The organism is Streptomyces sp. NPDC006923, from assembly GCF_040635655.1.
Taxonomy (GTDB): Bacteria; Actinomycetota; Actinomycetes; order Streptomycetales; family Streptomycetaceae; genus Streptomyces.
Map to the genome: position 1 here is coordinate 68690 of NZ_JBEYIF010000018.1, position 21883 is coordinate 90572.

Annotated in this window: 19 protein-coding genes; 3 read left to right on the forward strand and 16 right to left on the reverse strand. The window is 71.6% G+C overall.

What is annotated here, in order from left to right; translation table 11 throughout:
* Nucleotides 1-336 precede the first annotated feature (336 nt).
* Nucleotides 337-993: a bifunctional DNA primase/polymerase gene (locus tag ABZ707_RS28155; RefSeq protein WP_360180207.1), complete on the forward strand. Its 657-nt coding sequence runs from the start codon at nucleotides 337-339 to the stop codon at nucleotides 991-993.
* A 129-nt stretch (nucleotides 994-1122) separates the two neighbouring features.
* Here the strand turns inward: ABZ707_RS28155 and ftsY are convergent, their stop codons facing one another.
* The 5 genes from ftsY to ABZ707_RS28180 form a co-directional block, all read right to left on the reverse strand.
* A complete protein-coding gene (ftsY, locus tag ABZ707_RS28160; protein WP_360180209.1) occupies nucleotides 1123-2337 on the reverse strand; it encodes a signal recognition particle-docking protein FtsY in 1215 nt (404 codons plus the stop codon).
* A gap of 186 nt (nucleotides 2338-2523) precedes the next feature.
* Nucleotides 2524-3942 (reverse strand): sugar porter family MFS transporter, encoded by a 1419-nt coding sequence (locus ABZ707_RS28165; RefSeq protein ID WP_360180211.1) that lies wholly within the window; start codon nucleotides 3940-3942, stop codon nucleotides 2524-2526.
* A 130-nt stretch (nucleotides 3943-4072) separates the two neighbouring features.
* Nucleotides 4073-7780 carry an AAA family ATPase gene (locus ABZ707_RS28170; protein WP_360180213.1) on the reverse strand — a complete coding sequence of 1236 codons (3708 nt, stop codon included), beginning with the start codon at nucleotides 7778-7780 and terminating at the stop codon, nucleotides 4073-4075.
* 199 nt (nucleotides 7781-7979) lie between these two features.
* Nucleotides 7980-8198, reverse strand: coding sequence for a hypothetical protein (locus ABZ707_RS28175; protein WP_360180215.1), 219 nt, complete (start codon nucleotides 8196-8198; stop codon nucleotides 7980-7982).
* Between the two features lie 381 nt (nucleotides 8199-8579).
* Entirely contained in the window at nucleotides 8580-8861 is a 282-nt protein-coding gene (locus tag ABZ707_RS28180) for an acylphosphatase (RefSeq protein ID WP_360180217.1), read from the reverse strand.
* Between the two features lie 134 nt (nucleotides 8862-8995).
* Here ABZ707_RS28180 and ABZ707_RS28185 point away from each other — a divergent pair, with 134 nt between their 5' ends.
* Entirely contained in the window at nucleotides 8996-9877 is an 882-nt protein-coding gene (locus ABZ707_RS28185) for a CAP domain-containing protein (RefSeq protein ID WP_360180219.1), read from the forward strand.
* Between the two features lie 43 nt (nucleotides 9878-9920).
* Here the strand turns inward: ABZ707_RS28185 and mutM are convergent, their stop codons facing one another.
* From mutM to ABZ707_RS28230, 9 genes are all read right to left on the reverse strand, one after another.
* Complete coding sequence (mutM, locus tag ABZ707_RS28190; RefSeq protein ID WP_360180221.1) at nucleotides 9921-10805, reverse strand: bifunctional DNA-formamidopyrimidine glycosylase/DNA-(apurinic or apyrimidinic site) lyase; 885 nt, start codon at nucleotides 10803-10805, stop codon at nucleotides 9921-9923.
* 90 nt (nucleotides 10806-10895) lie between these two features.
* Nucleotides 10896-11729 carry a ribonuclease III gene (gene rnc, locus ABZ707_RS28195; RefSeq protein ID WP_360180223.1) on the reverse strand — a complete coding sequence of 278 codons (834 nt, stop codon included), beginning with the start codon at nucleotides 11727-11729 and terminating at the stop codon, nucleotides 10896-10898.
* A gap of 19 nt (nucleotides 11730-11748) precedes the next feature.
* Nucleotides 11749-11922 (reverse strand): 50S ribosomal protein L32, encoded by a 174-nt coding sequence (rpmF, locus tag ABZ707_RS28200; protein ID WP_030753522.1) that lies wholly within the window; start codon nucleotides 11920-11922, stop codon nucleotides 11749-11751.
* Between the two features lie 2 nt (nucleotides 11923-11924).
* The gene (locus ABZ707_RS28205) at nucleotides 11925-12560 is read right to left on the reverse strand and encodes a DUF177 domain-containing protein (protein ID WP_360180326.1); all 636 of its coding nucleotides are present in this window, start codon (nucleotides 12558-12560) and stop codon (nucleotides 11925-11927) included.
* Nucleotides 12561-12695: 135 nt separating this feature from the next.
* Entirely contained in the window at nucleotides 12696-13880 is a 1185-nt protein-coding gene (locus ABZ707_RS28210; RefSeq protein ID WP_360180225.1) for an ATP synthase F0 subunit B, read from the reverse strand.
* A gap of 98 nt (nucleotides 13881-13978) precedes the next feature.
* Nucleotides 13979-14458 (reverse strand): pantetheine-phosphate adenylyltransferase, encoded by a 480-nt coding sequence (coaD, locus tag ABZ707_RS28215; RefSeq protein WP_360180328.1) that lies wholly within the window; start codon nucleotides 14456-14458, stop codon nucleotides 13979-13981.
* A gap of 26 nt (nucleotides 14459-14484) precedes the next feature.
* A complete protein-coding gene (gene rsmD / locus ABZ707_RS28220) occupies nucleotides 14485-15069 on the reverse strand; it encodes a 16S rRNA (guanine(966)-N(2))-methyltransferase RsmD (protein ID WP_360180227.1) in 585 nt (194 codons plus the stop codon).
* Between the two features lie 155 nt (nucleotides 15070-15224).
* Nucleotides 15225-17426 (reverse strand): ATP-dependent DNA helicase RecG, encoded by a 2202-nt coding sequence (recG, locus tag ABZ707_RS28225; RefSeq protein WP_360180229.1) that lies wholly within the window; start codon nucleotides 17424-17426, stop codon nucleotides 15225-15227.
* An 82-nt stretch (nucleotides 17427-17508) separates the two neighbouring features.
* Nucleotides 17509-19191: a DAK2 domain-containing protein gene (locus ABZ707_RS28230; RefSeq protein ID WP_360180231.1), complete on the reverse strand. Its 1683-nt coding sequence runs from the start codon at nucleotides 19189-19191 to the stop codon at nucleotides 17509-17511.
* A 448-nt stretch (nucleotides 19192-19639) separates the two neighbouring features.
* Between ABZ707_RS28230 and rpmB the strand changes: the two genes are divergently transcribed.
* On the forward strand, nucleotides 19640-19825 hold the full coding sequence (gene rpmB / locus ABZ707_RS28235) for a 50S ribosomal protein L28 (RefSeq protein ID WP_003957616.1): 186 nt from the start codon (nucleotides 19640-19642) through the stop codon (nucleotides 19823-19825).
* A 117-nt stretch (nucleotides 19826-19942) separates the two neighbouring features.
* On the opposite strand, the gene thiD is transcribed toward rpmB, so the two are convergent.
* Nucleotides 19943-20743 carry a bifunctional hydroxymethylpyrimidine kinase/phosphomethylpyrimidine kinase gene (gene thiD, locus ABZ707_RS28240; RefSeq protein WP_360180234.1) on the reverse strand — a complete coding sequence of 267 codons (801 nt, stop codon included), beginning with the start codon at nucleotides 20741-20743 and terminating at the stop codon, nucleotides 19943-19945.
* 10 nt (nucleotides 20744-20753) lie between these two features.
* Nucleotides 20754-21725 carry a thiamine-phosphate kinase gene (locus ABZ707_RS28245; RefSeq protein ID WP_360180236.1) on the reverse strand — a complete coding sequence of 324 codons (972 nt, stop codon included), beginning with the start codon at nucleotides 21723-21725 and terminating at the stop codon, nucleotides 20754-20756.
* Nucleotides 21726-21883 lie beyond the last annotated feature (158 nt).

The window sequence follows — 21883 nt, forward strand, 5'->3', positions numbered from 1 at the left end:
GAAACAAGGAATCGAGTTGCCCGGGGCATACCCACGAGAGCGCTCTTCTCCGAGGTTCGTGCACTGAAAGTAATCCTACGATCACCCCTACAGCGAGGGTGATTCCACAAACGCCACCATTCGCCACCCCATCGAATGAACTCGCATGCCCTGGGGCGCGATTCACTTGACACGCCGAGGTCACAAGGGGTGGAGCGATGTGCGCCGGGGCGCGCGGATTGAGGCGTGTCACCCCCAATGCACCTTCGCGCCGCCCAATTCGCCCCGGTGACGACGGAGCGTCACGGGCACACTGCGAGTCGTAACCACCGGCGAGTTCGACCCGTTGGAGGGGGCATGGGCTTCACGATCGGCGGCATCCGGGAGATCAGGTCCGGCTCACGCCGCCGCGGCCGCACCACGGAGTGCACCGCGGTGGCGGAGTACACGGGACTGTGGGGCTGGGACGTCGTCCCGGGCGCACGGGCCGCGGGCAGACGGTGTTCCTGCGGCGACAAGGGCTGCGCGGCGCCGGGCGCGCATCCGCTGGGCCTCGGCCCCGGGGTCCCGGCGGGCGCCACGCTGGACGATGTGACCAAGGTGTGGTCCGAGGCGCCGGGCGCGGCGGTGCTGCTCCCGGTGGGCCGCACCTTCGACGTCCTCGACGTCGCGGAACAGGCGGGCAGTCGCGCGATGGTCCGGCTCGAACGGATGGGACTGCCGCTGGGGCCCGTCATGGCGACCCCGGCCGGCCGGGCCCACTTCTTCGTCGCGCCGGGCGCCTCGGCCGAGCTGCCGGAGCTGCTCTACCGGATGGGCTGGGACGACGCCGGCCTGGATCTGCACTGCCTGGGCCCCGGGGACCATGTCACGGCCCCGCCCTCGGACCTGGCGGGCCTGGGGCCGGTGCGCTGGCTGCGCCCGCCGTCCCTGGACACGGCCGCCGATCCGCCGCAGGCGAGGCTGCTGCTGGGCACCCTGGCGTACATCTGCCACCGCTCGGCGGCGGCGTAGGCGCTGGGCATGTCCGGGCCGGGCCGCGCGTCCAGCCGTTACGGAAGCCCGCCCCCGGTTCGTCCGGGGGCGGGCGGTAAAAACCAGCCGGCTGGGATCCGGGCGGCGGACCCGCCCCCGGGACTGCGCTCAGTCGCCGATCAGCGCGTCGACGAACGCCCCGGGCTCGAAGGGCGCCAGGTCGTCCGGGCCCTCGCCCAGGCCCACCAGCTTGACGGGCACGCCCAGCTCCCGCTGGACGGCGATCACGATGCCGCCCTTGGCGGTGCCGTCCAGCTTGGTCAGCACAATGCCGGTGACGTCCACGACCTCCGCGAACACCCTCGCCTGCACCAGGCCGTTCTGCCCGGTCGTGGCGTCCAGGACCAGCAGCACCTCGTCCAGCGGCCCGTGCTTCTCGACGACCCGCTTGACCTTGCCCAGCTCGTCCATCAGACCGGTCTTGGTGTGCAGCCGGCCGGCGGTGTCGATGAGGACGACGTCCGCGCCCTCCGCGATGCCCTCCTTGACCGCGTCGAAGGCGACCGACGCCGGGTCGCCGCCCTCGGGCCCGCGTACCGTACGCGCGCCGACCCGCTGGCCCCACGTCTGGAGCTGGTCGGCGGCGGCGGCGCGGAAGGTGTCGGCCGCGCCCAGCACGACCGAGCGGCCGTCCGCGACCAGCACCCGCGCCAGCTTGCCGGTCGTCGTGGTCTTGCCCGTGCCGTTGACCCCCACGACCATCACGACGGCCGGGGTGTCCAGACCGCTCTCGGTCTTCACCGCGCGGTCGAAGTCGGTGCCCAGGAGATGCACAAGCTCTTCCCGGAGCAGCGCGCGGAGCTCTTCGGGGGTACGCGTGCCGAGGACCCGCACCCGCTCGCGCAGCCGCGCGACCAGTTCCTGGGTCGGCGCGACCCCGACGTCCGCGGTGAGCAGTGTGTCCTCGATCGCCTCCCAGGTCTCCTCGTCGAGGTGCTCCCGCGACAGCAGCGTGAGCAGGCCCTTGCCCAGCGAGTTCTGCGAGCGGGCCAGCCGGGCGCGCAGCCGGATCAGCCGGCCGGCGGACGGCTCGGGGATCTCGATGGCCGGCGCGGGCGGCTCGGCCACGACCGGGTCCTCGACGGCGACGGGAGTCCCGATCGCCCCGGAGAGGTCGACCTCCTCGATCGTCCGGCGTGGCTCGTCACGTGGCGCTTCCGCCTCGTCGCCCACATGCGGCTCGGCGGGTGGGGCTGTGAGGGTCGGCGTGTTCGACGGTGCCGAGGACGAAAGCCGCTTCTTCTTGCGGCTGCCGACCACGAGCCCGCTGATCGCGCCGACCGCGACCAGGGCGATAACTACAACAAGGATGACGATTTCCATAACGCTCCCAGTATCAGCCACGGCCGGGCCCGGCCCTGGCTTCAGAGGATCACACAAGGATCCATGCGGCGATTTACACCTTTTTGACGCAGACGTGCGGTACTCGGGTCTGGGTTCGTCCGTGTCGTCCCCGCCCCTGAGGTCCCGTACGGCGCGTCCGGACCGGCCGGGACTTCCGTCAGCGCCCTACCCCATCTCCTCCAGGGTCTTCCCCTTCGTCTCCTTCACGAACAGGAGCACGAAGGGAAGCGAGAGCACGGCGAAACACGTGTAGATGATGTACGTGCCCGAGAGGCTCCAGTCGGCCAGGCTCGGAAAGCTCGCGGTGATGGCCCAGTTGGCGATCCACTGCGCCGAGGCCGCGACGCCGAGGGCCGCCGCGCGGATCCTGTTGGGGAACATCTCGCCGAGGAAGACCCAGACGACAACTCCCCAGGACAGCGCGAAGAAGAGCACGAAGACATGGGCCGCGACCAGGGCGACGACGGCCTCGGTGTCCGGGAGCCTGCCGTGGACGAGCCTCGCGGAGAACGCCCACGCCTCGAAGGCCAGCGCGACGGCCATGCCCGCGGAGCCGACGAGCGCGAGCGGTTTGCGGCCGACCCGGTCCACCAGGAGCATCGCGACGACGGTGCCGGCGATATTGATGATCGACGTCGTGAACGAGTAGAGGAACGAGCCGGACGGATCGATGCCGACCGACTGCCAGAGCGTCGCCGAGTAGTAGAAGGCGACATTGATGCCGACGAACTGCTGGAAGACCGAGAGCCCGACACCCACCCACACGATGGGCAGGAAGGAGAACCGGCCGGCCAGCAGATCCCGGAAGACCGGCTTGTGCTCACGGCGCAGCGCGGTCTCGATCTCGGCGGTCCTGGCGTCCAGATCGGCACCCTCGCCCTCGACCTCGGCGAGCACCGTCCTGGCCCGGTCCGTCCGGCCCACGGAGATCAGGAAACGCGGCGACTCGGGGATGGCCAGCGTGAGCAGGCCGAAGAGCAGCGCGGGGACGACCATCACCCCCAGCATCCACTGCCAGGCCTCCAGCCCCATCAGATGCCCGCGCTGGTCGCCGTCCGCGAGCTGGAGGATGCCGAAGTTCACCAACTGCGAGACGGCGATGCCGAGGACGATGGCGGCCTGCTGGAAGGAGCCCAGCCGGCCGCGGTAGGCGGCGGGCGAGACCTCCGCGATGTACGCGGGCCCGGTCACCGACGCCATGCCGATCGCGAAGCCGCCGACGATCCGCCAGAACGCGAGGTCGTAGAGGTCGACGGGCAGCGCGGAGCCGACCGCGCTCACGGTGAAGAGGACCGCCGCGACGCGCATGCAGCGGATACGGCCGACCCGGTCGGCGATCCTGCCCGCGGTGGCGGCCCCGATCGCGCAGCCGATCAGCGCGATGGCGATGACCTGGGCGAGGACCGCGGAGCCGATGTCGTACCGGCTCCGGATGGCCTCGACAGCGCCGTTGATCACCGAGCTGTCGTAGCCGAACAGGAAACCGCCCATCGCGGCCGAGGCCGCGATGAAGACGACACGGCCGAGACGGTCCGGGTGCGCCGTCCGGCCGCCCGGCGGCGGCACCTGCGCTGTGCCGGTCACATGAACTCCAGAAGGTGCGCGGGCCTTCCAGTGGCGCACAGCTCGCCGTCAGCCACCACCCGGCCCGGGGCACCCCGGCGCCTTCGAGGACGAACGTACGGCCGAGGACGGCCGAGACCGGTGCGACGCGTCAGCGCAGCCGCTGGCTGATGACCTTGGACACCCCGTCGCCCTGCATGGAGACCCCGTACAGCGCGTCCGCGACCTCCATTGTCCGCTTCTGATGGGTGATCACGATGAGCTGGGAACTCTCCTGGAGCTCCTGCATGATGCGGATCAGCCGCTGGAGGTTGGTGTCGTCGAGCGCCGCCTCGACCTCGTCCATCACATAGAACGGACTCGGCCGGGCCTTGAAGATCGACACCAGCATCGCCACGGCCGTCAGCGAGCGCTCGCCCCCGGACAGCAGGGACAGCCGCTTGACCTTCTTGCCCGGCGGCCTCGCCTCGACCTCCACCCCGGTGGTGAGCATGTTCTCGGGATCGGTGAGAAGCAGCCGTCCCTCGCCTCCCGGGAAGAGCCGCGAGAACACCCCCTCGAACTCCCGCGCCGTGTCCCGGAACGCCTCGGCGAAGACCTGTTCCACCCGCTCGTCCACCTCCTTGACCACCAGAAGCAGATCGGCGCGGGTCTTCTTCAGGTCTTCGAGCTGCTCGGAGAGGAAGTTGTGCCGTTCCTCCAGCGCCGCGAACTCCTCAAGAGCCAGCGGATTCACCTTTCCGAGCTGCTGATAGGCCCGTTCGGCCGCCTTGAGGCGCTTCTCCTGATCGGACCTCACATACGGCTTCGGCTGGTTGCGCGGATGCCCCGGGTCCTCCGGCAGTTCCTCGCCCTCAGCGGGCGGCGACGGCGGCACAAGCTGGTCGGGGCCGTACTCGGCGATCAGCCCCGCCGGCTCCACTCCCATCTCCTCCAGCGCCTTCGCCTCCAACTGCTCGATCCGCAGCCGCTTCTCGGCGCCGAGGACCTCGCCGCGGTGCACGGAGTCGGTGAGCTTGTCCAGCTCGCTCTTGAGTTCGCGGCCCTGATCGCGCTCGGCCACCAGCTCCCGCTCGCGCTCCGCCTTGGCGTCCTCGGCCGCGGCGCGTTCGGCGTCCGCCCTGGTGACCGACACCTCCGTATGCGCGAGGAGCTGGCGGGCGCCCGACGCGACGGCCGCGGCGACCCGGGCCTCGTGGCGCAGCCGTGCCCGCCGCTGCTCCGCGCGCGCCCGCGCCTCGCGCTCGGCGCGCGCCCCTCTGTCGAGCGCGTCGGCCCGGCCGGCGAGCCCCTTGACCCGTTCCTCATGGGTACGGACCTGGAGCCGCGCCTCCATCTCGGTCTGCCGGGCATTGGCGCCGTCCGCGGCGAGCCGGTCCCGTACGGAGGTGTCCGGCTCCTCCTCCACCGGCGCCTCCTGCGCGACCAGCAGCCGCTCGGCCAGCTCCTCCACCTCGGCGGCGGCGCTCTCCAGGGCGTCCTGGGCCTTGGCCGCGGCGGCCGCCGTCCGTTCGGCCTCCCCCGCCGCGCCCCTGGCCTGCCCGGAGAGCCGGCCCAGCCGGCCCGACACGGCGGACTTCTCCCGATCGGCGGCCCGGCGCCGCTCCCCCAGCTCCTCCACGAGCGCGGCGGCCCCGTCCCGGCGCCCGGCGGCGAGACGCTGTGCCTCGGCCAGCTCTCCGCACCGTACGGACAGCTCGGCCAGCTCCGCGGCGGCCTCGTCGACGGCCGCCCGGACCTCCAGCAGACTCGGCACGCCCGCCGACCCGCCCTGGGCGAAGTGCGCGCCGAGCACATCGCCGTCGCTGGTCACGGCGGTGAGCGCGGGCCATTGCGCGACGAGTCTCTCGGCGTCCTCCAGCGTGCCCACGACCACCATGTCCCGCACCAGCCGGCGCACGGCCGCCATCAGCCCGGCGGGCCCCCGGACAAGATCGATGACCTGGGGCGCGGAGCCGCCGTCGACGGAGGTGCGCACCGTACGGACGGCGGCGGCCCCTTCGGTATGTGCATCGGCGGCGGTCCGGCCCCGGCCGGCCGGGTCGCCCCGTGCCTCGTCGGTGGCTTGCCCGGGGAGGGCCGGGGCGCGCGGCCCGGCGTCCGCGTCACCGGCCTGAGCGGGGACTCCCCCGGCCGTGGCGGGTCCGCCGAGCAGCAGCACGGCGCGGCCCGCGTCCTGTGCGCGCAGCAGACGGATGGCCTGCGCCGCCGCCGCCGGGTCGGAGACCGCCACCGCGTCGGCGGCCACCCCCAGGGCGGCGGCCACGGCGGTCTCCTGGCCGGGAGTGACGGTGAGCAGTTCGGCCGCCGGGCCGAGGAGACCCGCGAGACGGTCGCGGGCGGCCAGCAGCGCGCCGGTGCCGTCCTTCCGGCGCAGGCCCAGGGCCAGGGCGTCATGGCGGGCGGTGAGGGCCGCGCGTTCGCGTTCCGCCGTGGTGGCCGCCTCCCGCGCCGAGGTCAGCGCGGTCTCCGCGTCGGCGAGCGCGCGCCGGGCCGTCTCGTACCGCTCGGCCAGCTCGTGGTCGTCCGCCTCCAGGCCGTCGACCTCTGCCCGGAGCTGCTCGTACTCCTCCCGCGCGGCGACCGCGCGCTCCGCCGCCTCGTCGCGGGCCGCGGCGAGGCGGCCGATCTCGGCCTGCGCCGAGGCGGCCCGGCTGCGCGCCGCGTTGACCTGGCCGGTCAGCCGGGCCAGCCCCTCGCGCCGGTCCGCGATGGCGCGCGCCGCGTCCTTGAGCCGGCGTTCCTCGGCGGCCAGCTCCCGCTCCAGGTCGGCGCGGTGCGCGACGGTGTCCTCCAGCGCGTGTTCGGCCGCCTCCAGGGCCGCCTCCAGCTCCGCCTCCTGTTCACGGATCCGGGCGGCCTCGCGCTCCATGTCCTCGGGATCCCGGCCGTGCCGCTCCTCCGCCGTGGAGGCGGTGGCGCTCTTCACCCGCGCGTCGGCCAGGGAGATCGTGCCCCGGATGCGCTCGGCGAGCTGGGACAGCTCGTACCAGTTCTGCTGGGCCCGCTGGAGCCGTGGCGCGAGCCGCCGTACCTCGTCCTCCAGATCCGCCTCCCGGATCAGCGCCGCCTTGAGCCGGCCCTCCGCGTCCTCCTTGCGGCGCTTGAGCGCGGCCTCGTCGGCGATCTCGGTACGGAGCGCCTCCCGCAGCCTCACCAGATCGTCGGCGAGCAGCCGCAGCCGGGAGTCACGCAGATCGGCCTGGATGACGGCGGCCCGCCGGGCGACCGCGGCCTGCCGCCCGAGCGGCTTGAGCTGACGGCGCAGCTCGCCGGTCAGGTCCTGGACGCGGGCGAGATTCGCCTGCATGGCGTCCAGTTTCCGCAGCGCTTTCTCTTTCCGCTTGCGGTGCTTCAGAACGCCGGCCGCCTCCTCGATGAAGGCTCTGCGTCCCATCGGATCCGCGTGCAGTACGGAGTCGAGCCGGCCCTGGCCGACGATCACATGCATCTCACGGCCGATACCGGAGTCGGACAGCAGTTCCTGGATATCGAGCAGCCGGCAGGTGTCGCCGTTGAGCTGGTATTCACTGCCGCCGTTACGGAACATGATCCGCGTAATGGTGACTTCGGCGTAGTCGATGGGCAGCGCACCGTCGGAGTTGTCAATGGTGAGAGACACTTCGGCGCGGCCGAGCGGAGGCCGCCCGGTGGTGCCGGCGAAGATCACGTCCTCCATTTTCCCGCCGCGCAGCGACTTCGCCCCCTGCTCTCCCATGACCCAGGAGAGCGCGTCCACCACATTGGACTTGCCGGAACCGTTCGGGCCCACGACACAGGTGATACCGGGCTCGAAGCGCAGCGTTGTGGCGGACGCGAAGGATTTGAACCCGCGCAGGGTCATGGCCTTGAGATGCACGCCGCCGGACTCTACCCGTCGTACATGTGCCGCCGGCGGTTTCACCGCCGAACGCGCAGGGCACATCAGACGTTAAGAAAGGCGGCGCGCCGCCAACTGGGCTTCGTACAACGTCGGATGGAAAGAAAGAAGGGACGCCGAAGCGTCCCTTGCATATCTCGCGAGAGTGTTTCTCACCTGGCCCCTGCGGGGGCTTTCATCAGGTGAGCGCAGGCTCCCCCTGGGGTACGTCAATGTCGATGCCGTTGAGCAGCGACTCTCCAGGGTGCTGTGCGACGGCGGCGTTGAGCGCGTCGTTCTCGGACTGGATCCGTACGAGCTCGGATTCGAGGTCCTGGACGCGTCGCTGAAGCCGTCGCATCTCGGCGAGGAGTCGCGGGTCGGAACCGCCGACATAACCGAGAAGCGCCTTTGCCATGATGGATGGTCCTCCACACTGAGTGACCGACCGAATGCGGTGTGGGTCGTGAGGGAAATCGCACCCGCGGAGCTTGGCAGTGCTTGTTCGTCCTGCGGTTCTTACTGCCAAACAGCTAAGGTGCGCGGGGATTCCAGACTCTCACCAAAAAGTTTGACGGTCAACACGATCACAGCCCGTACCGACGGGCAGCCCGGGGGCGCGCGGCCGCGGAACGCGCGGCGCCGCCTCTCCCGAGGGGCCCCGGGGCCGTCAGGATCATCGTTAACCGGGCAGCCTGGCACGACTGGCCGTTCTTGGCAACCACCAGGTCACCGCAGACGCACGCCCCCGGCTCCGGCTCTCCGGCGGCCCCCGGCGGACCCGGGGACCGCCGGAGATTCAGCGGATCGCGAAAGTCTCGTAACCGCCTCGCGGGGTGTCCCAGATCTCAGTGACTCCGTCGACGTGTCCGGGAGTGTCGCCGGCGCGCAGCCACTCCAGCAGCCGGTGGCAATTCTCACGTGGCCCCTCCGCGACGACCTGCACCCGTCCGTCGTCGAGATTGAGCGCGAACCCGGTGAGACCGCCGATCTCCAGCGCGTTCGCCCTGGTGAACCAGCGAAAGCCCACTCCCTGTACTCGGCCGCGCACCCAGGCCGTGAGTCGCACATGTTCGTCCATGCACGCAAGCTAACCGGCCAATTGCCCGCAGCTCCCGGCGGCCCCACACGCCATGCCGTACAGTCCGGTCGCAATGAAACTCACTCGTACGAGTGAGAAGCATTGCTGTCGAGTGTATGAGGAAGGCACATCAGATGGGACGCCATCGACGCTCCGCCGATGTACTGGTCGCTGATGACGCCGTGGACGAGACGCAGGGCCGGCACCGGAGCACCCGCCCGAAGCGACGGGTCGTCGCCCCCATCCGTACCGGACTGCTCGGGGCCTCCGCGGCGATGGCGGTGGGCGCCGTCGCCGTCGCCTCGGGTCTGCTGCCCGGCGGCAATCTCTACACGGTCGGCGACGGAGGCACGGACGGCGGCCGGATCCGCGCCGAGGGCGCTCCGGAGCTCGCGCAGCAGGGCGGCTCGTCCGCCGAGCCGACGGGCCCGGCCCCGGCTTCCGAGAGCCGGTCGGGTACGCCGGCGAGGACGCCCGCGGAGTCGGCCTCGCCCACTCCCTCCAAGCCGTCCGCCATCCCCTCCCAGCGGTCGAAGCCCACCGCGGCCCCCACCCGGCCGCCGCGCACCGGGACGCCGACCCGCGACACCCCGGTGCCGGCCCGGACGACAAAGCAGGCGGTCCAGACGCCCGCCGTGCCGAACACCACGGAGGCGGCCGTGCTCGCCCTGGTCAACGAGGAGCGGGCGAAGGCGGGCTGTCAGCCGCTGCGGTCCGACTCCGGGCTGGACTCGCTGGCCCGGGACTTCAGCGACGAGATGGCGGAACGCGGCTTCTTCGACCACACCGACCCCGACGGCAGAACGCCCTGGGACCGCGCCGACGCGGCGGGGATACAGGGGCTGGGCGGCGAGAACATAGCCCGGGGCCAGGCCACCGCCCAGGCGGTGATGGATTCCTGGATGAACAGCGAGGGCCATCGCGCCAACATCCTGAACTGCGACTACACACGGCTCGGCGTCGGAGTGCACACCGGTTCCGGCGGCCCGTGGTGGACCCAGGACTTCGGTTTCTGAGATAGCCGCAGGTCAGGGGCTTATGAGCCGCCCGGCGCGCCGGTTACGGCACGACGCGCGGCGGCCGCTGACAGCGCGGGCAGAAATAGCTGGAGCGGTTCATCCAGGGCCGCCGCCGGATCGGGGTGCCGCACCGGCGGCACGGCTGGTCCTCACGTCCGTACGCGTCCAGTGACCGGTCGAAATAGCCTGATTCGCCGTTCACATTGACATACAGGCTGTCGAAGCTGGTGCCGCCCACGGCGAGGGCCGCGTTCAGTACGTCCCGTACATGGCCGAGCAGCTCGGCCGAGCGCGGCCGGGTGAGACTCGCGGTGGGCCGCTCGTAGTGGATTTTGCCGCGCCAGAGCGCCTCGTCCGCGTAGATGTTGCCGACGCCGCTGATGAGCGACTGGTCGAGCAGCGCGCGTTTGACCGTCGTACGCCGCAGCCGCAGGGCGGTGTGGAAGGCGGCGTCGTCGAAGGCGGGGTCCAGCGGGTCGCGCGCGATGTGCGCGATGACGTCCGGCAGCCCCTCGGGGGTGTTCTCGTGGAGCGAGAGGCCGCCGAAGGTGCGCTGGTCGACAAAGCGCAGCTCGGTGCCGCCGGTCCCGCCGGGGCCCGGTGTCTCCGTGTCGGTGAAGCGGATACGGATCCGCAGATGCTTCTCGTCGGGTGCGCTCCCGGGCCGGACGAGAAGCTGTCCGCTCATCCCGAGATGGCCGAGGACCGAGGCGTCGGTGTCGGCGAGCGGCAGCCACAGATACTTGCCGCGCCGCCGGGCCACTCCGACGGTGTGCCCCGTGAGCCGGGCCGCGAAGTCGGCGCCACCGGCGAGATGCCGCCGCACGGCACGCGGATGCAGGACCTCCGTCTCCGCGACGGTCCGGCCGCTGACCCAGCGCTCCAGTCCGCGCCGGACGACTTCCACCTCGGGCAGCTCGGGCACCGGGACTCCTCAGAACGGGACAGCGGAAATGGGAGACGCCCCTCGCGCCGGACGACGCGAGGGGCGTACCAGGAAGGAGAGCACGGACGTTCAGGCGTTGGCCGTGTCCGCGGGAGCCGGTTCCGGTGAAACCGGCGTCGCGTCGGCGGGATCCTGAACGCCGGCGGCGGACTTCTCCGCCGCCTCGCGTTCGTCCGCCGCGGTCCTGATGGCCCGCCACGCGGATTCCGCCGCCTGCTGCTCCGCTTCCTTCTTGCTGCGGCCGGTGCCGGTGCCGTACGAGACACCACCGACGCGAGCGGCAGCAGTGAAGGTTTTCTCGTGGTCCGGGCCGGTCTCCGTGACGAGATACTCGGGCACGCCGAGACTCTCCGCCGCGGTGAGTTCCTGGAGACTGGTCTTCCAGTCCAGGCCGGCGCCGAGGTTGGAGGACTTCTCGATCAGCGGGTCGAAGAGCCGGTGCACCAGCTCGGACGCCGTGTCGAGGCCCTGGTCGAGATAGACAGCGCCGATCACCGCTTCAAGGGTGTCGGCGAGGATGGACGCCTTGTCCCGCCCGCCCGTGCCCTCTTCGCCCCGGCCGAGCCGGACGAAGGAGCCGAGTTCGAGGCCGCGTCCCACTTCCGCGAGCGCACGCGAGTTGACCACCGCGGCCCGCAATTTGGCCAGCTGGCCTTCAGGCAGGTCGGGGTGGGTGCGGTACAGCGTGTCCGTGACCACCAGACCGAGCACCGAATCCCCGAGGAATTCGAGCCGCTCGTTGGTGGGCAGACCGCCGTTCTCGTACGCGTACGAACGATGGGTCAGCGCACGCACCAGAAGGGCGGACTCGAGCTGATAGCCGAGCCGCCCTTCCAGAAGCGTGTAGGGCGAGGCCGTACTGACATTGTCTGTCTGCTTCTTGGCGTTGGACAGTTCAGACATCGAGCCTCTCACCAGCCGCTCAGACCTCGAGGACCTGGCGCTTGTTATAGGTGCCGCAGCTCGGGCACGCGATGTGCTGCAGCTTCGGCTCCTGGCAGCGCTCGCACGCAACCAGAGTGGGGACCGCAGCCTTCCACTGCGACCGGCGGTGGCGCGTGTTGCTGCGCGACATCTTCCGCTTCGGAACAGCCACGGCTACTTCTCCTGCTTCTCGTCGACGCCCGCTTCGGCGCCGCCCATGTTGTCCTTCTCGCCGTCCTTGACGGTCTCGGCGAGTCCCTGCAGTGCCGCCCAACGGATGTCGACGGCGTCATGGTGGTGGTCCGGGTTCTCGTCCAGCCTGATCCCGCATTCGGAACACAGGCCGGCACAGGTCTCCCGGCACACCGGCTGCATCGGCAGTGCGAGCACCACCGCATCACGCAGCACGGGTTCGAGGTCGAACAGTCCGTCCTCGATGAAGAGCCTGTCCTCGTCCTCGGCGTCGTCGCCGGGCTCCACACGGATGCGGCCCCGGTCATCGGCGTCGTGGTACGAGAACATCTCCTGGAAGTCCGCCGACACCTCTTGGCGCAACGGCTCCAGACACCTTACGCACTCCCCCTCGGCCGACGCGCGGGCGGTGCCCGTCACGAGCACCCCCTCCATGACGGATTCGAGGCGGAGGTTCAGCTCCACGGGCGCGCCCTCGGGCGCCCCGATGACGTCCGCGATCCCGAAGTCCTTGGGCGCGGGCACCGAGCGGTTCAGCTTCTGGAGCGCACCGGGCCGCCGCCCCAGCTCGTGTGTGTCGAACACGAGGGGGTCGCGATGGTCAAGGCGCGCGTTCAGGACTTTTCCCGCTTTCGGATCGTGAGGGGGGCCGCGCCGTCGCGGAAGCGAAGCGGGCAGCCAGGACCGCGGACATACACGCGACCGAAGAGCCAGGGTACTGGACCGGCCGCCGTAGGCCCAATCCGGTGCCGCTCAGCGGCCCTGTTCGTACCGGCGGAGCTGATCGAGGTCGATCATGCTGGTGTCGAAGAGGCTGGTCTCCTCCAGGGCGCTCTGCTGCCCGCCGCCGGCCGGCAGCGCGGGCTGCTGCGCGCCCGGCTGCTGCTGCCAGCCGTAGTTCGGGTCGTATCCCTGGCCCTGGCCCTGGTCGTAGCCCTGCTGCTGGTAGCCGTACGGGTCCTGCTGATAGCCGTACGCGTCCTGCTGCTGGTAGCCGTTGTAGCCGGCCTCGGCGGCGGCGTAGGCGGGGTCCTGATAGCCGGTCCCCGGGTAGCCCGCCTCGGTGTAGCCGGTCTCCTGGTACCCGGCGGCGGCGCCCTGGTAGGCGGGGTCGGCGTAGGGCTGCTGGGCCGGCGGCGCCGGCGGCTGCGCCTGGGGCGGCTGCTGCGGCTGCGCCGGGGCCGCGGCCCGGGGCCGCTCCCGCGGTGTCTCCGCGAGGTCCGCCAGATAGTCCGCGTCGCTGGTGTGCCCCTGCGGGCCCGCCGCGTCCTGGGCGGCCATATGGGCTCCCAGGTCGTCGGAGGCGGTCCGTCCATGCAGCTTCTGCCGGCCGCGGCCGACCGCCTCCAGGGTCTTGGAGAGGACGGCCTCGAAGGCTCCGAGCTTGGCGTCGACATAGTCGTCGGCGCGCCGGATCAGCGTGTCGGGGTCGGCGCTGTACTCGGGGGCGTCGTCGTCCTCGGCGGAGGCGTACCCCTCCTCGCCGGCGCCCGGGCCGCGGCCGAGGAGCTTCTCACGGCCTCGGTCGACGGAGCCGATGGTCTTGGTGAGGACGACCTCGAAGTTGGCGAGCTTGGAGTCGACGTAGTCGTCCGCCTCGGCGCGGATCTCCTCGGCCTCCCTGCGGGCCTCGGTGAGGATGCGGTCGGCCTCCTCCTGGGACTGCCGGGCGATCGCGGTGTCGGAGACGAGGGTGGAGCGCTGGGCGTGGGCTCCCGCGATGATCCGCTCGGCCTCCTCGCGCGCCTGCTCGGCGAGCTGCTCACGCCCGCCGAGGAGTTCCTGGGCCTGGGCCAGCGAGCCCGGGAGCGCTTCCCGTACCTCTTCGAGCAGCGCGAGCAGCTCGGCGCGATTCACCACACAGGACGCCGACATGGGCATGGAGCGGGCGTTCCCCACCGTGTCGACGATCTCGTCGAGCTTCTTCTGCACGTCCACCGTGTGCTCGCCACTCTCTCGGCTGGTTTGGAGACGGACGCAACGACTGTACGGCCCCGTGGAGCCCGTCCGACACCGGGTGACGGGCCCTCAGCCGGTCATCGTTCGCCGAGGCGCCGCAGGAGAGCCGTGTGCACGGCCGGGGGCAGCAGATGGGCGACGTCTCCGCCCCAGGTCGCGACCTCTTTCACCAGGGAGGAGGAGAGGAAGCTGTAGGTGGGGTTGGTGGGGACGAACAGTGTCTCGACACCCGAGAGGCCATTGTTCATCTGTGCCATCTGGAGCTCGTAGTCGAAGTCGCTGACGGCCCGGAGTCCCTTCACGATGGCCGGGATGTCGCGCTGCTTGCAGAAGTCGACGAGCAGGCCGTGGAAGGACTCGACCTCGACATTGCCGAATTCGGCGGTGACTTCGCGGATCAGCTCCATCCGCTCGTCGATCGTGAACAGCCCTTTTTTGGACTGATTGATCATCACCGCCACGTGTACGACGTCGTACAGCTTGGAGGCGCGGGCGATGATGTCGAGATGTCCATTGGTGATGGGGTCGAAGGACCCCGGACAGACGGCGCGGCGCAACTGAATTCCCTCGCTCTCCGGTCCGGTCATGGTGCGTCTTCGCACGTAGAGGCGGCGCGACCGTACCAAAACGTCCCTTCGCCGTAGCGACGGGAGCGCACTGGCACAAAGCCGTCGGGCCAGCCGAACTCCCCGCCCCTGGTGCTGCGTTCCACGGTGGCGACGGCATCGCCGCTGAGCCAGCCCTGGAGGCGGAGTGTGAGCAGGATCTCCCGAAGATCGTCGTCCGTGACGGCGTACGGCGGGTCCAGGAAGACCAGGTCGTAGGGGCTCTCCGGGGCCGGGCCCGCGACGATCTGCTCCGCCTTGCCGGTGCGGACCTCCGCGCCGGGAAGGCCGAGGGCGCGGACGTTCTCGCGGACGGTGCGGGCCGCGCGTGCGTCGGCCTCGACGAGCAGGGCGTGCGCGGCGCCCCGGGAGAGCGCCTCCAGGCCGACGGCGCCCGAGCCCGCGTACAGATCGGCGATCCGGACCCCGTCCAGGGTGCCGAGGAGTGACTGCCAGGTGGAGAACAGGCCCTCGCGCGCGCGGTCGGAGGTGGGGCGGGTGCCGGTGCCCGGCGGGACGGCGAGACGGCGTCCGCCGGCGGCACCGGCGATCACGCGGGTCATGGGTGTCGGATCCTCGGTTCGTCGGTGGAGCGGCTCTTCGGTGCAGCGGTTCGTCGGCGGAGCGGCGGAAACGGCACCCACGATATGGCGTACGTCCGGCACGGGCCCGGCCGGCTCCGACCGGGCCCGTACGACCGCCCGCCGGTCCCCGGGCCTCAGCCCTTGTCGAGGTACTGCTCGCGTTCCGTGTCCAGCAGCGCGTCCAGCGCCGTCCGCAGCTCCGGATAACGCTCCAGCTCCGGATCCTCCCCAACGACGGCGACGGCCTCCTCGCGGGCGGCCGCGATGATCTCCTCGTCCTCGATGACCGCCAGCATCCGCAGCGAGGAGCGGACGCCGGACTGGGCCTGGCCCAGCACATCGCCCTCACGGCGCTGTTCGAGGTCGATACGGGACAGCTCGAAGCCGTCGAGGGTGGCGGCGACCGCGCCGAGCCGGGCCCGGGCGGGGCTCGCCTCCGGCATGTCGGTGACCAGCAGACAGAGGCCGGGGGCCGAACCGCGGCCGACCCGGCCGCGGAGCTGGTGGAGCTGGGACACCCCGAACCGGTCCGCGTCCATGATCACCACGGCGGTGGCATTGGGAACGTTCACACCGACCTCGATGACCGTGGTGGCGACCAGCACGTCCACCTCGCCCGCGGCGAAGCGGCGCATCACGGCGTCCTTGTCGTCCGGCTGCATACGCCCGTGCAGCACCTCGACACGCAGCCCGGCCAGCGGCCCCGAGGCGAGCTGCGCCGCGACGTCCAGCACGGCGAGCGGCGGGCGCTTCTCCGCCTCCTCGGCCTTCTCCGCCGCCTTCGCCGCCGTCTTCTTCTTCGGCTCGTCCTCGTCGTCACCGATGCGGGGGCAGACGACATACGCCTGATGTCCCTTGTCGACCTCCTCACGCACCCGCTCCCAGGCGCGGGCGAGGAAGTGCGGCTTGTCCTGGGCCGGGACGACATGGCTGGCGATCGGCGACCGGCCGGCCGGCAACTGGTCCAGGACGGAGGTCTCCAGATCGCCGAAGACGGTCATCGCGACCGTACGGGGAATGGGCGTGGCGGTCATGACCAGCAGATGCGGCGGCTGCTTTCCCTTGGAGCGCAGGGCGTCGCGCTGCTCCACGCCGAAGCGGTGCTGCTCGTCCACGACGACCAGTCCGAGGTCGTGGAACCGCACCTTGTCCTCGATCAGGGCGTGCGTCCCGATCACGATCCCGGCCTCGCCGGTGACCAGGTCGAGCAGGGCCTGCCGCCGGGCCGCGGCGCCCATGGAGCCGGTGAGCAGCACCACCTTGGTGGCGTGCTCGGCGCCGCCGAGCATCCCGCCCCCGGCCAGTTCCCCCATCATCTCCGTGACCGAGCGGTGGTGCTGCTGGGCGAGCACCTCGGTGGGCGCCAGCAGGGCGGTCTGGCCGCCCGCATCGACGACCGTCAGCATCGCCCGCAGCGCGACGAGCGTCTTGCCGGAGCCGACCTCGCCCTGGAGCAGCCGGTGCATGGGATGTTCGGTGGCGAGGTCCGCGAAGATCTCGGCGGTGACCTTCTGCTGGCCTTCGGTCAGGGTGAAGGGCAGCTTGGCGTCGAAGGCGTCGAGCAGTCCGTCCGCCACCGGTCCGCGGGCCACGGCGGGAAGCTGTCCGTCCGCGTACCGGCGCCGGGCGAGGGCGACCTGGAGGACAAACGCCTCGTCCCACTTCAGCCGGCCGCGGGCGGCCTCGATGTCCGCCCTGGTCTCGGGGCGGTGGACCTTGAGCAGCGCCTCGGGCAGCGAGGTGAATCCCCGGCCCTCGCGCAGCGCCGGCGGCAGCGGGTCCACGGCTTCGGCGGCCCTCGGCAGCACCGCGTCCACCGCCTTGGTGATCTTCCAGGACTCCAGCCCCTTGCAGGCCGGATAGATCGGGATCAGCTTGCCCGCGAAGTCGTCCACGGCGTCCTCGCCGCTGTCCGTGCCCAGGGGCACATAGGTGGGGTGGGCGAGCTGGAGCTTGCGGTTGAAGACGGACACCTTGCCGGCGAACATCCCGCGGCTGCCCGGCGGCAGCTCCTTGTGCGGCTTGTGGATCCCTCTGCCGAAGAAGACGAGCTGGAGCCGGCCGCTGCCGTCGGTGAGAGTGATCTCCAGACGCTGGCCCCGGCCGTGGTTGAACGTCAGCACCCGGGAGTCGGCGACCTGGGCGACCACGGTCACGTCCTCGTCCAGCGGCAGTTCGGACAGCTTGGTGAGCTGGCCGCGCTCCTCGTACCGCCGCGGGTAGTGGTGCAGCAGGTCGCCGACCGTGTGCAGGCCGAGGTGTTCGGCCATCACCTTCGCGGTGGCGGGGCCGAGCGTCTTCTTGAGGGGTTCATCCAGCGCGGACACGTGGTCCATTGCACACCACGCCACCGACAGACGTCGTGCACCCCTGGATTCGCGCAGGTCAGGGCCGTGCCGCGGGCCGGGTGGTCTGCCGCTACTCCACGCCGACCAGCAGCGGTACGGACTGCCGGCCGCCCCGGTAGACCACCGTGTCCACGGCCAGATGTCCTTCACGGACATAGAGCTCAAGGCGGTCCGCGAGACTGTCGGGCACGTCCTCGCCGAGCACCAGCGTCACGAGTTCGCCGCCGGCCGCCAGCATCCGGGAGAGCACGGCCTCCGCGGTGGCGGTGAGGTCGGCGCCGATCACCGCCACGTCCCCGTCGATCAGCCCCAGTACGTCCCCGGCCTGGCAGATGCCCGCCATGGTCCAGGACTGCCGCTCGGCGACCGCCAGTTCGGCGTACCGGGTGGCTCCGGCCGCGGAGGTCATCGCCACCACGTCCTCGTCGAAGCGGCGGTCCGGCTGGTGCACGGCGAGCGCCGCGATGCCCTGGACGGCGGCCCTGGTCGGGATGAGGGCGACCCGTACTCCTTCGGCGCGTGCCTGTTCGGCGGCGGCGGCGGCGATGTGCCGCAGCGCCGCGTCGTTGGGCAGCAGCACCACTTCCCGGGCGTGCGCCCGCCGGATCGCCTCGACGAGTTCACCGCTGGCGGGCGGCTCTCCCGGGCGCGCCAGGACGGTCGTCGCGCCGGCCTCCGCGCACAGCCCCGCGAGCCCCTCACCGGGCACCACCGCGACGACGGCCCGCTGGACCTGCTCCCTGGGCTCCTCCGAGGCGCCGAAGTGGGTGATGCGGATGCGGTGCGGCCGTCCCGCCTCGACACCGGCCTCGACGGCGGCTCCCGCGTCATGGACGTGTACGTGCACATGCCACAGCCCGTCGCCGCCGACCACGACCAGCGACTCTCCCAGCCCGTCCAGCCGCTCCCGCAGCCGGGCCACCGCGCTGTCGTCCGTCTCCAGCAGGTAGGTCACCTCGAAGGCGGGCCCGCCTTCCCCGGCCGGCACCGGTCCGGCCGCCGCGGGCTCCTCGTCCCGGAGCGGGGGCGCCGGCGGGACGGCCACCGGGGACGTCGGGGGCGCCTCGCCCGTGAGGGAGCGCACCAGCGCCCCGAGGACCGTGAGCAGCCCGCGCCCTCCGGCGTCCACGACGCCCGCGCGGCCGAGCACGGCGAGCTGCCCGGTGGTCGCCGCCAGCGCGGCGCGGGCGCCGGTGTACGCGGCGCGCGCGGTGGCGGCGTCGTCGGCGCCCGCCCGGGGCGCGTTCGCCTTCTCTGTCGCGTTTGTCACGCTCACGGGGTCCGCCGGGCCGTGCACGGCCGCCGCCGCGTCGGCGGCGGCTGCGGCCACGCTGAGGATCGTGCCCTCGACGGGACGGGCGACGGCCTCGTGGGCCAGCTCGGCGGCCCGCCGCAGCGCCCGGGCCAGCCGGTGCCCGTCCCCGGCCGCCTCGTCCGCCAGCACCTCCGCCATGCCGCGCAGAAGCTGCGCCAGGATCGTCCCCGAGTTTCCCCGGGCGCCGATCAGCGCGCCGTGCGCCATGGCCCGTACGGCGTCGGCGGCGGGCGGCGAGGCACCCGCGCCGGGTCCGGCGAAGAGCGCCTCCACCGCGTGCACCGCCGACTCCAGGGTCAGATAGAGATTGGTGCCGGTGTCACCGTCCGCGACCGGGTAGACATTGATCGCGTCGATCTCCTCGCGCTCCCGGCCGAGGGCCTCCAGAGCCAGCGAACACCAGCTCCGCACCGCTGCGGCGTCCAGGGTCTGCGACACCTGATGGTCCTCCTTGAGCTGCCTGGCCGGGGGCTGCCCGCAGGGTAGCCCCCGGCGGCGCCACTCGTGGTCCGCCGTCCGCCGGGACAGCCGGCGGGGCGCGCGTGCGTGATCGCTGATTTCAGGCGGTACGGAGCGCCGTAGTACGCTCGCTCCCTTCCCACCGGGATCCCTCGGGACAACCCCGGGGAAGCGGCCCCGACTCGGCCGTCACACGACCGCGAGGTCGAGTGAGAAGCCCCCTCGCTGACGGGACCCGCGTTTCTGAGCACCCTCGTTTCCCGAGGGAGCGGAGTCACGGTAGTTTCGTTGTACCGACGCAGCTGTTGTATGCTGCTTCGGTTGCCCGATGAAAGTCGGGCTATTTCCCCGGCAATGCCCACATCAGTCACTGATTCCGGCACGCCGGATTCCTCTGTAAGTGCATCTGAAGTCTTTGGAGTGACCCGTGGCTGCCAACTGCGACGTCTGCGGCAAGGGGCCGGGCTTCGGCAACAACATTTCGCACTCGCACCGCCGTACGTCCCGTCGCTGGAACCCGAACATCCAGCGCGTGCGTGCCGTGGTCGGTCGGACGCCGAAGCGGCTCAACGTCTGCACCTCGTGCATCAAGGCCGGCAAGGTCTCGCGCTGACGCCTGCGTCGTAGCGCAGCCCCTGCGGTTGCCTTGAAAAGCCGGTCCACCTCGGTGGACCGGCTTTTTGCCATGTCCGCGTGCCGGCCCGGCACCCGTGCCGGCGTCTCCGTCCGGTCAGCGGAAGCGCCAGGCGTGGTCCACCGGACCGATGCCGCCGCCCAGCGGAAAGCCTTCGCGGATCGCGCCGGTCACATACTCCTTGGCGGCGACGACGGCCGTCACCACGTCCTGCCCGTTCCCCAGCCCCGCGGCGACCGCCGACGCGAGTGTGCAGCCCGTCCCATGGGTGTGCCGGTTGTCGTGGCGCGGCGCGCGCAGCCAGTGCTCCTCGGCGCCGTCGGTCAGCAGGTCCACGGCGTCCCCCCGCAGATGACCGCCCTTGATCAGCGCCCAGCGCGGCCCGAACGCGAGTACGGCGTCCGCGGCGCGCCGCATCCCGCTCTCGTCCGCCACCTCGACCCCGGTGAGCTGCGTCACCTCGTCCAGATTGGGCGTGGCGACGGTCGCGCCCGGCAGCAGTTCGTTCCGTACGGCGTCCAGCGCCGAGGCGGCCAGCAGCGGATCGCCGTGTTTGGAGACACCGACCGGGTCGACGACCACCGGGGCGTCGGTCCCGGCGAGCAGTTCCGCGACGGCAGCCACCAGTTCGGCGGAGGAGAGCATGCCGGTCTTCACGGCCTGGACGCCGATGTCGTCGACCACGCTGCGGTACTGCGCCCGTACCGCGGCCACGGGCAGCTCCCAGGCGCCCTGCACGCCGAGGGAGTTCTGGGCCGTGACGGCGGTGAGCACGCTCATGCCGTGCACACCGAAGGCGAGCATGGTCTTCAGATCGGCCTGGATGCCCGCACCGCCGCCGGAGTCCGATCCGGCGACGGTGAGGACGCGGGCGGGTACACGCGCGGCAGCAGACATGTACCCGAATCTACTGGGCGTCCTCGATGTCGCCGAAGTGGTCCCAGCCGCCCTTGCTGGTCCACGGCGCTCCGTCGACCGTCACCTGCGGCAGCGCGGACGGGTTGAGGACCTCGCCGATCACCTTCCAGCGGGCCGGGAGCTTCACGTCCGGCGGGAAGGCGGCGACGATCGCGTGGTCCTCGCCGCCGGTCAGGACCCACTGGATCGGGTCGACACCGACCGCCTGGCCGATGTCGTTCATCTGCGAGGGGATGTCGATCAGTCCGGCCCGCAGATCGATCCGGACCTTGCTGGCCTCCGCGATATGACCGAGGTCGGCGACGAGTCCGTCACTGATGTCGGTCATGGCGGTGGCGCCGAGCCCGGCCGCCGCGGGGCCCGCGTGGTACGGCGGTTCCGGCCTGCGGTGCGCCTCGACAAACGCGCGCGGCGAGCGGAAACCGCGCGACAGCACCGCGTGCCCGGCCGCCGACCAGCCCAACCAGCCGGTGTACGCGATGACATCGCCGGGCTTCGCGCCGGACCTCAGCACCGGCTCGTGGTTGCGCAGATCACCGAGCGCCGTGATGGCGATCGTGATGGTGTCGCCGCGCACGATGTCACCGCCGACCACGGCCGCGCCCGCGACCTGGCACTCGTCACGGATGCCGTCCATCAGCTCGGTGGGCCAGGTGACCGGGAGTTCGGCCGGGACGACCAGGCCGAGCAGCACCGCGGTGGGGACCGCGCCCATCGCCGCGATGTCCGCGAGGTTCTGTGCGGCGGCCTTGCGGCCGACGTCGTACGCCGTCGACCAGTCGCGGCGGAAGTGCCGCCCCTCCAGCAGCAGGTCCGTACTGGCCACGACCCTGCGGTCGGGCGCGGCCACGACCGCGGCGTCGTCGCCCGGACCGAGCCGGACCGCCGGGGTGGTGGTGAGCCGGGAAGTGAGCTCTCTGATGAGCCCGAACTCCCCCAACTCGCCCACGGTTCCCTTCACCGAGTCTCCCCTCTCATCACCGGTCCGCGCCTGCGCCGCGAACCGCCACTGCTGTAGGTGCCGTCAAGAAAAACGTCAACTTCTGTCTTCGTACGCCCCACCGCTCGCGCCACAGACCACCCGGGTCTCCCCGTGGCCCACGGCTACGCGATACCGTG

Bases quoted from the DNA above. Each gene is read 5' to 3' on its own strand.
- ABZ707_RS28175 (WP_360180215.1), bottom strand. From the start codon at position 8,198: ATGGCAAAGGCGCTTCTCGGTTATGTCGGCGGTTCCGACCCGCGACTC.
- ABZ707_RS28155 (WP_360180207.1), top strand. From the start codon at position 337: ATGGGCTTCACGATCGGCGGCATCCGGGAGATCAGGTCCGGCTCACGC.
- recG (WP_360180229.1), bottom strand. From the start codon at position 17,426: ATGGACCACGTGTCCGCGCTGGATGAACCCCTCAAGAAGACGCTCGGC.
- thiD (WP_360180234.1), bottom strand. From the start codon at position 20,743: ATGTCTGCTGCCGCGCGTGTACCCGCCCGCGTCCTCACCGTCGCCGGA.
- rnc (WP_360180223.1), bottom strand. From the start codon at position 11,729: ATGTCTGAACTGTCCAACGCCAAGAAGCAGACAGACAATGTCAGTACG.
- ftsY (WP_360180209.1), bottom strand. From the start codon at position 2,337: ATGGAAATCGTCATCCTTGTTGTAGTTATCGCCCTGGTCGCGGTCGGC.
- ABZ707_RS28185 (WP_360180219.1), top strand. From the start codon at position 8,996: ATGGGACGCCATCGACGCTCCGCCGATGTACTGGTCGCTGATGACGCC.
- ABZ707_RS28180 (WP_360180217.1), bottom strand. From the start codon at position 8,861: ATGGACGAACATGTGCGACTCACGGCCTGGGTGCGCGGCCGAGTACAG.
- rsmD (WP_360180227.1), bottom strand. From the start codon at position 15,069: ATGACCCGCGTGATCGCCGGTGCCGCCGGCGGACGCCGTCTCGCCGTC.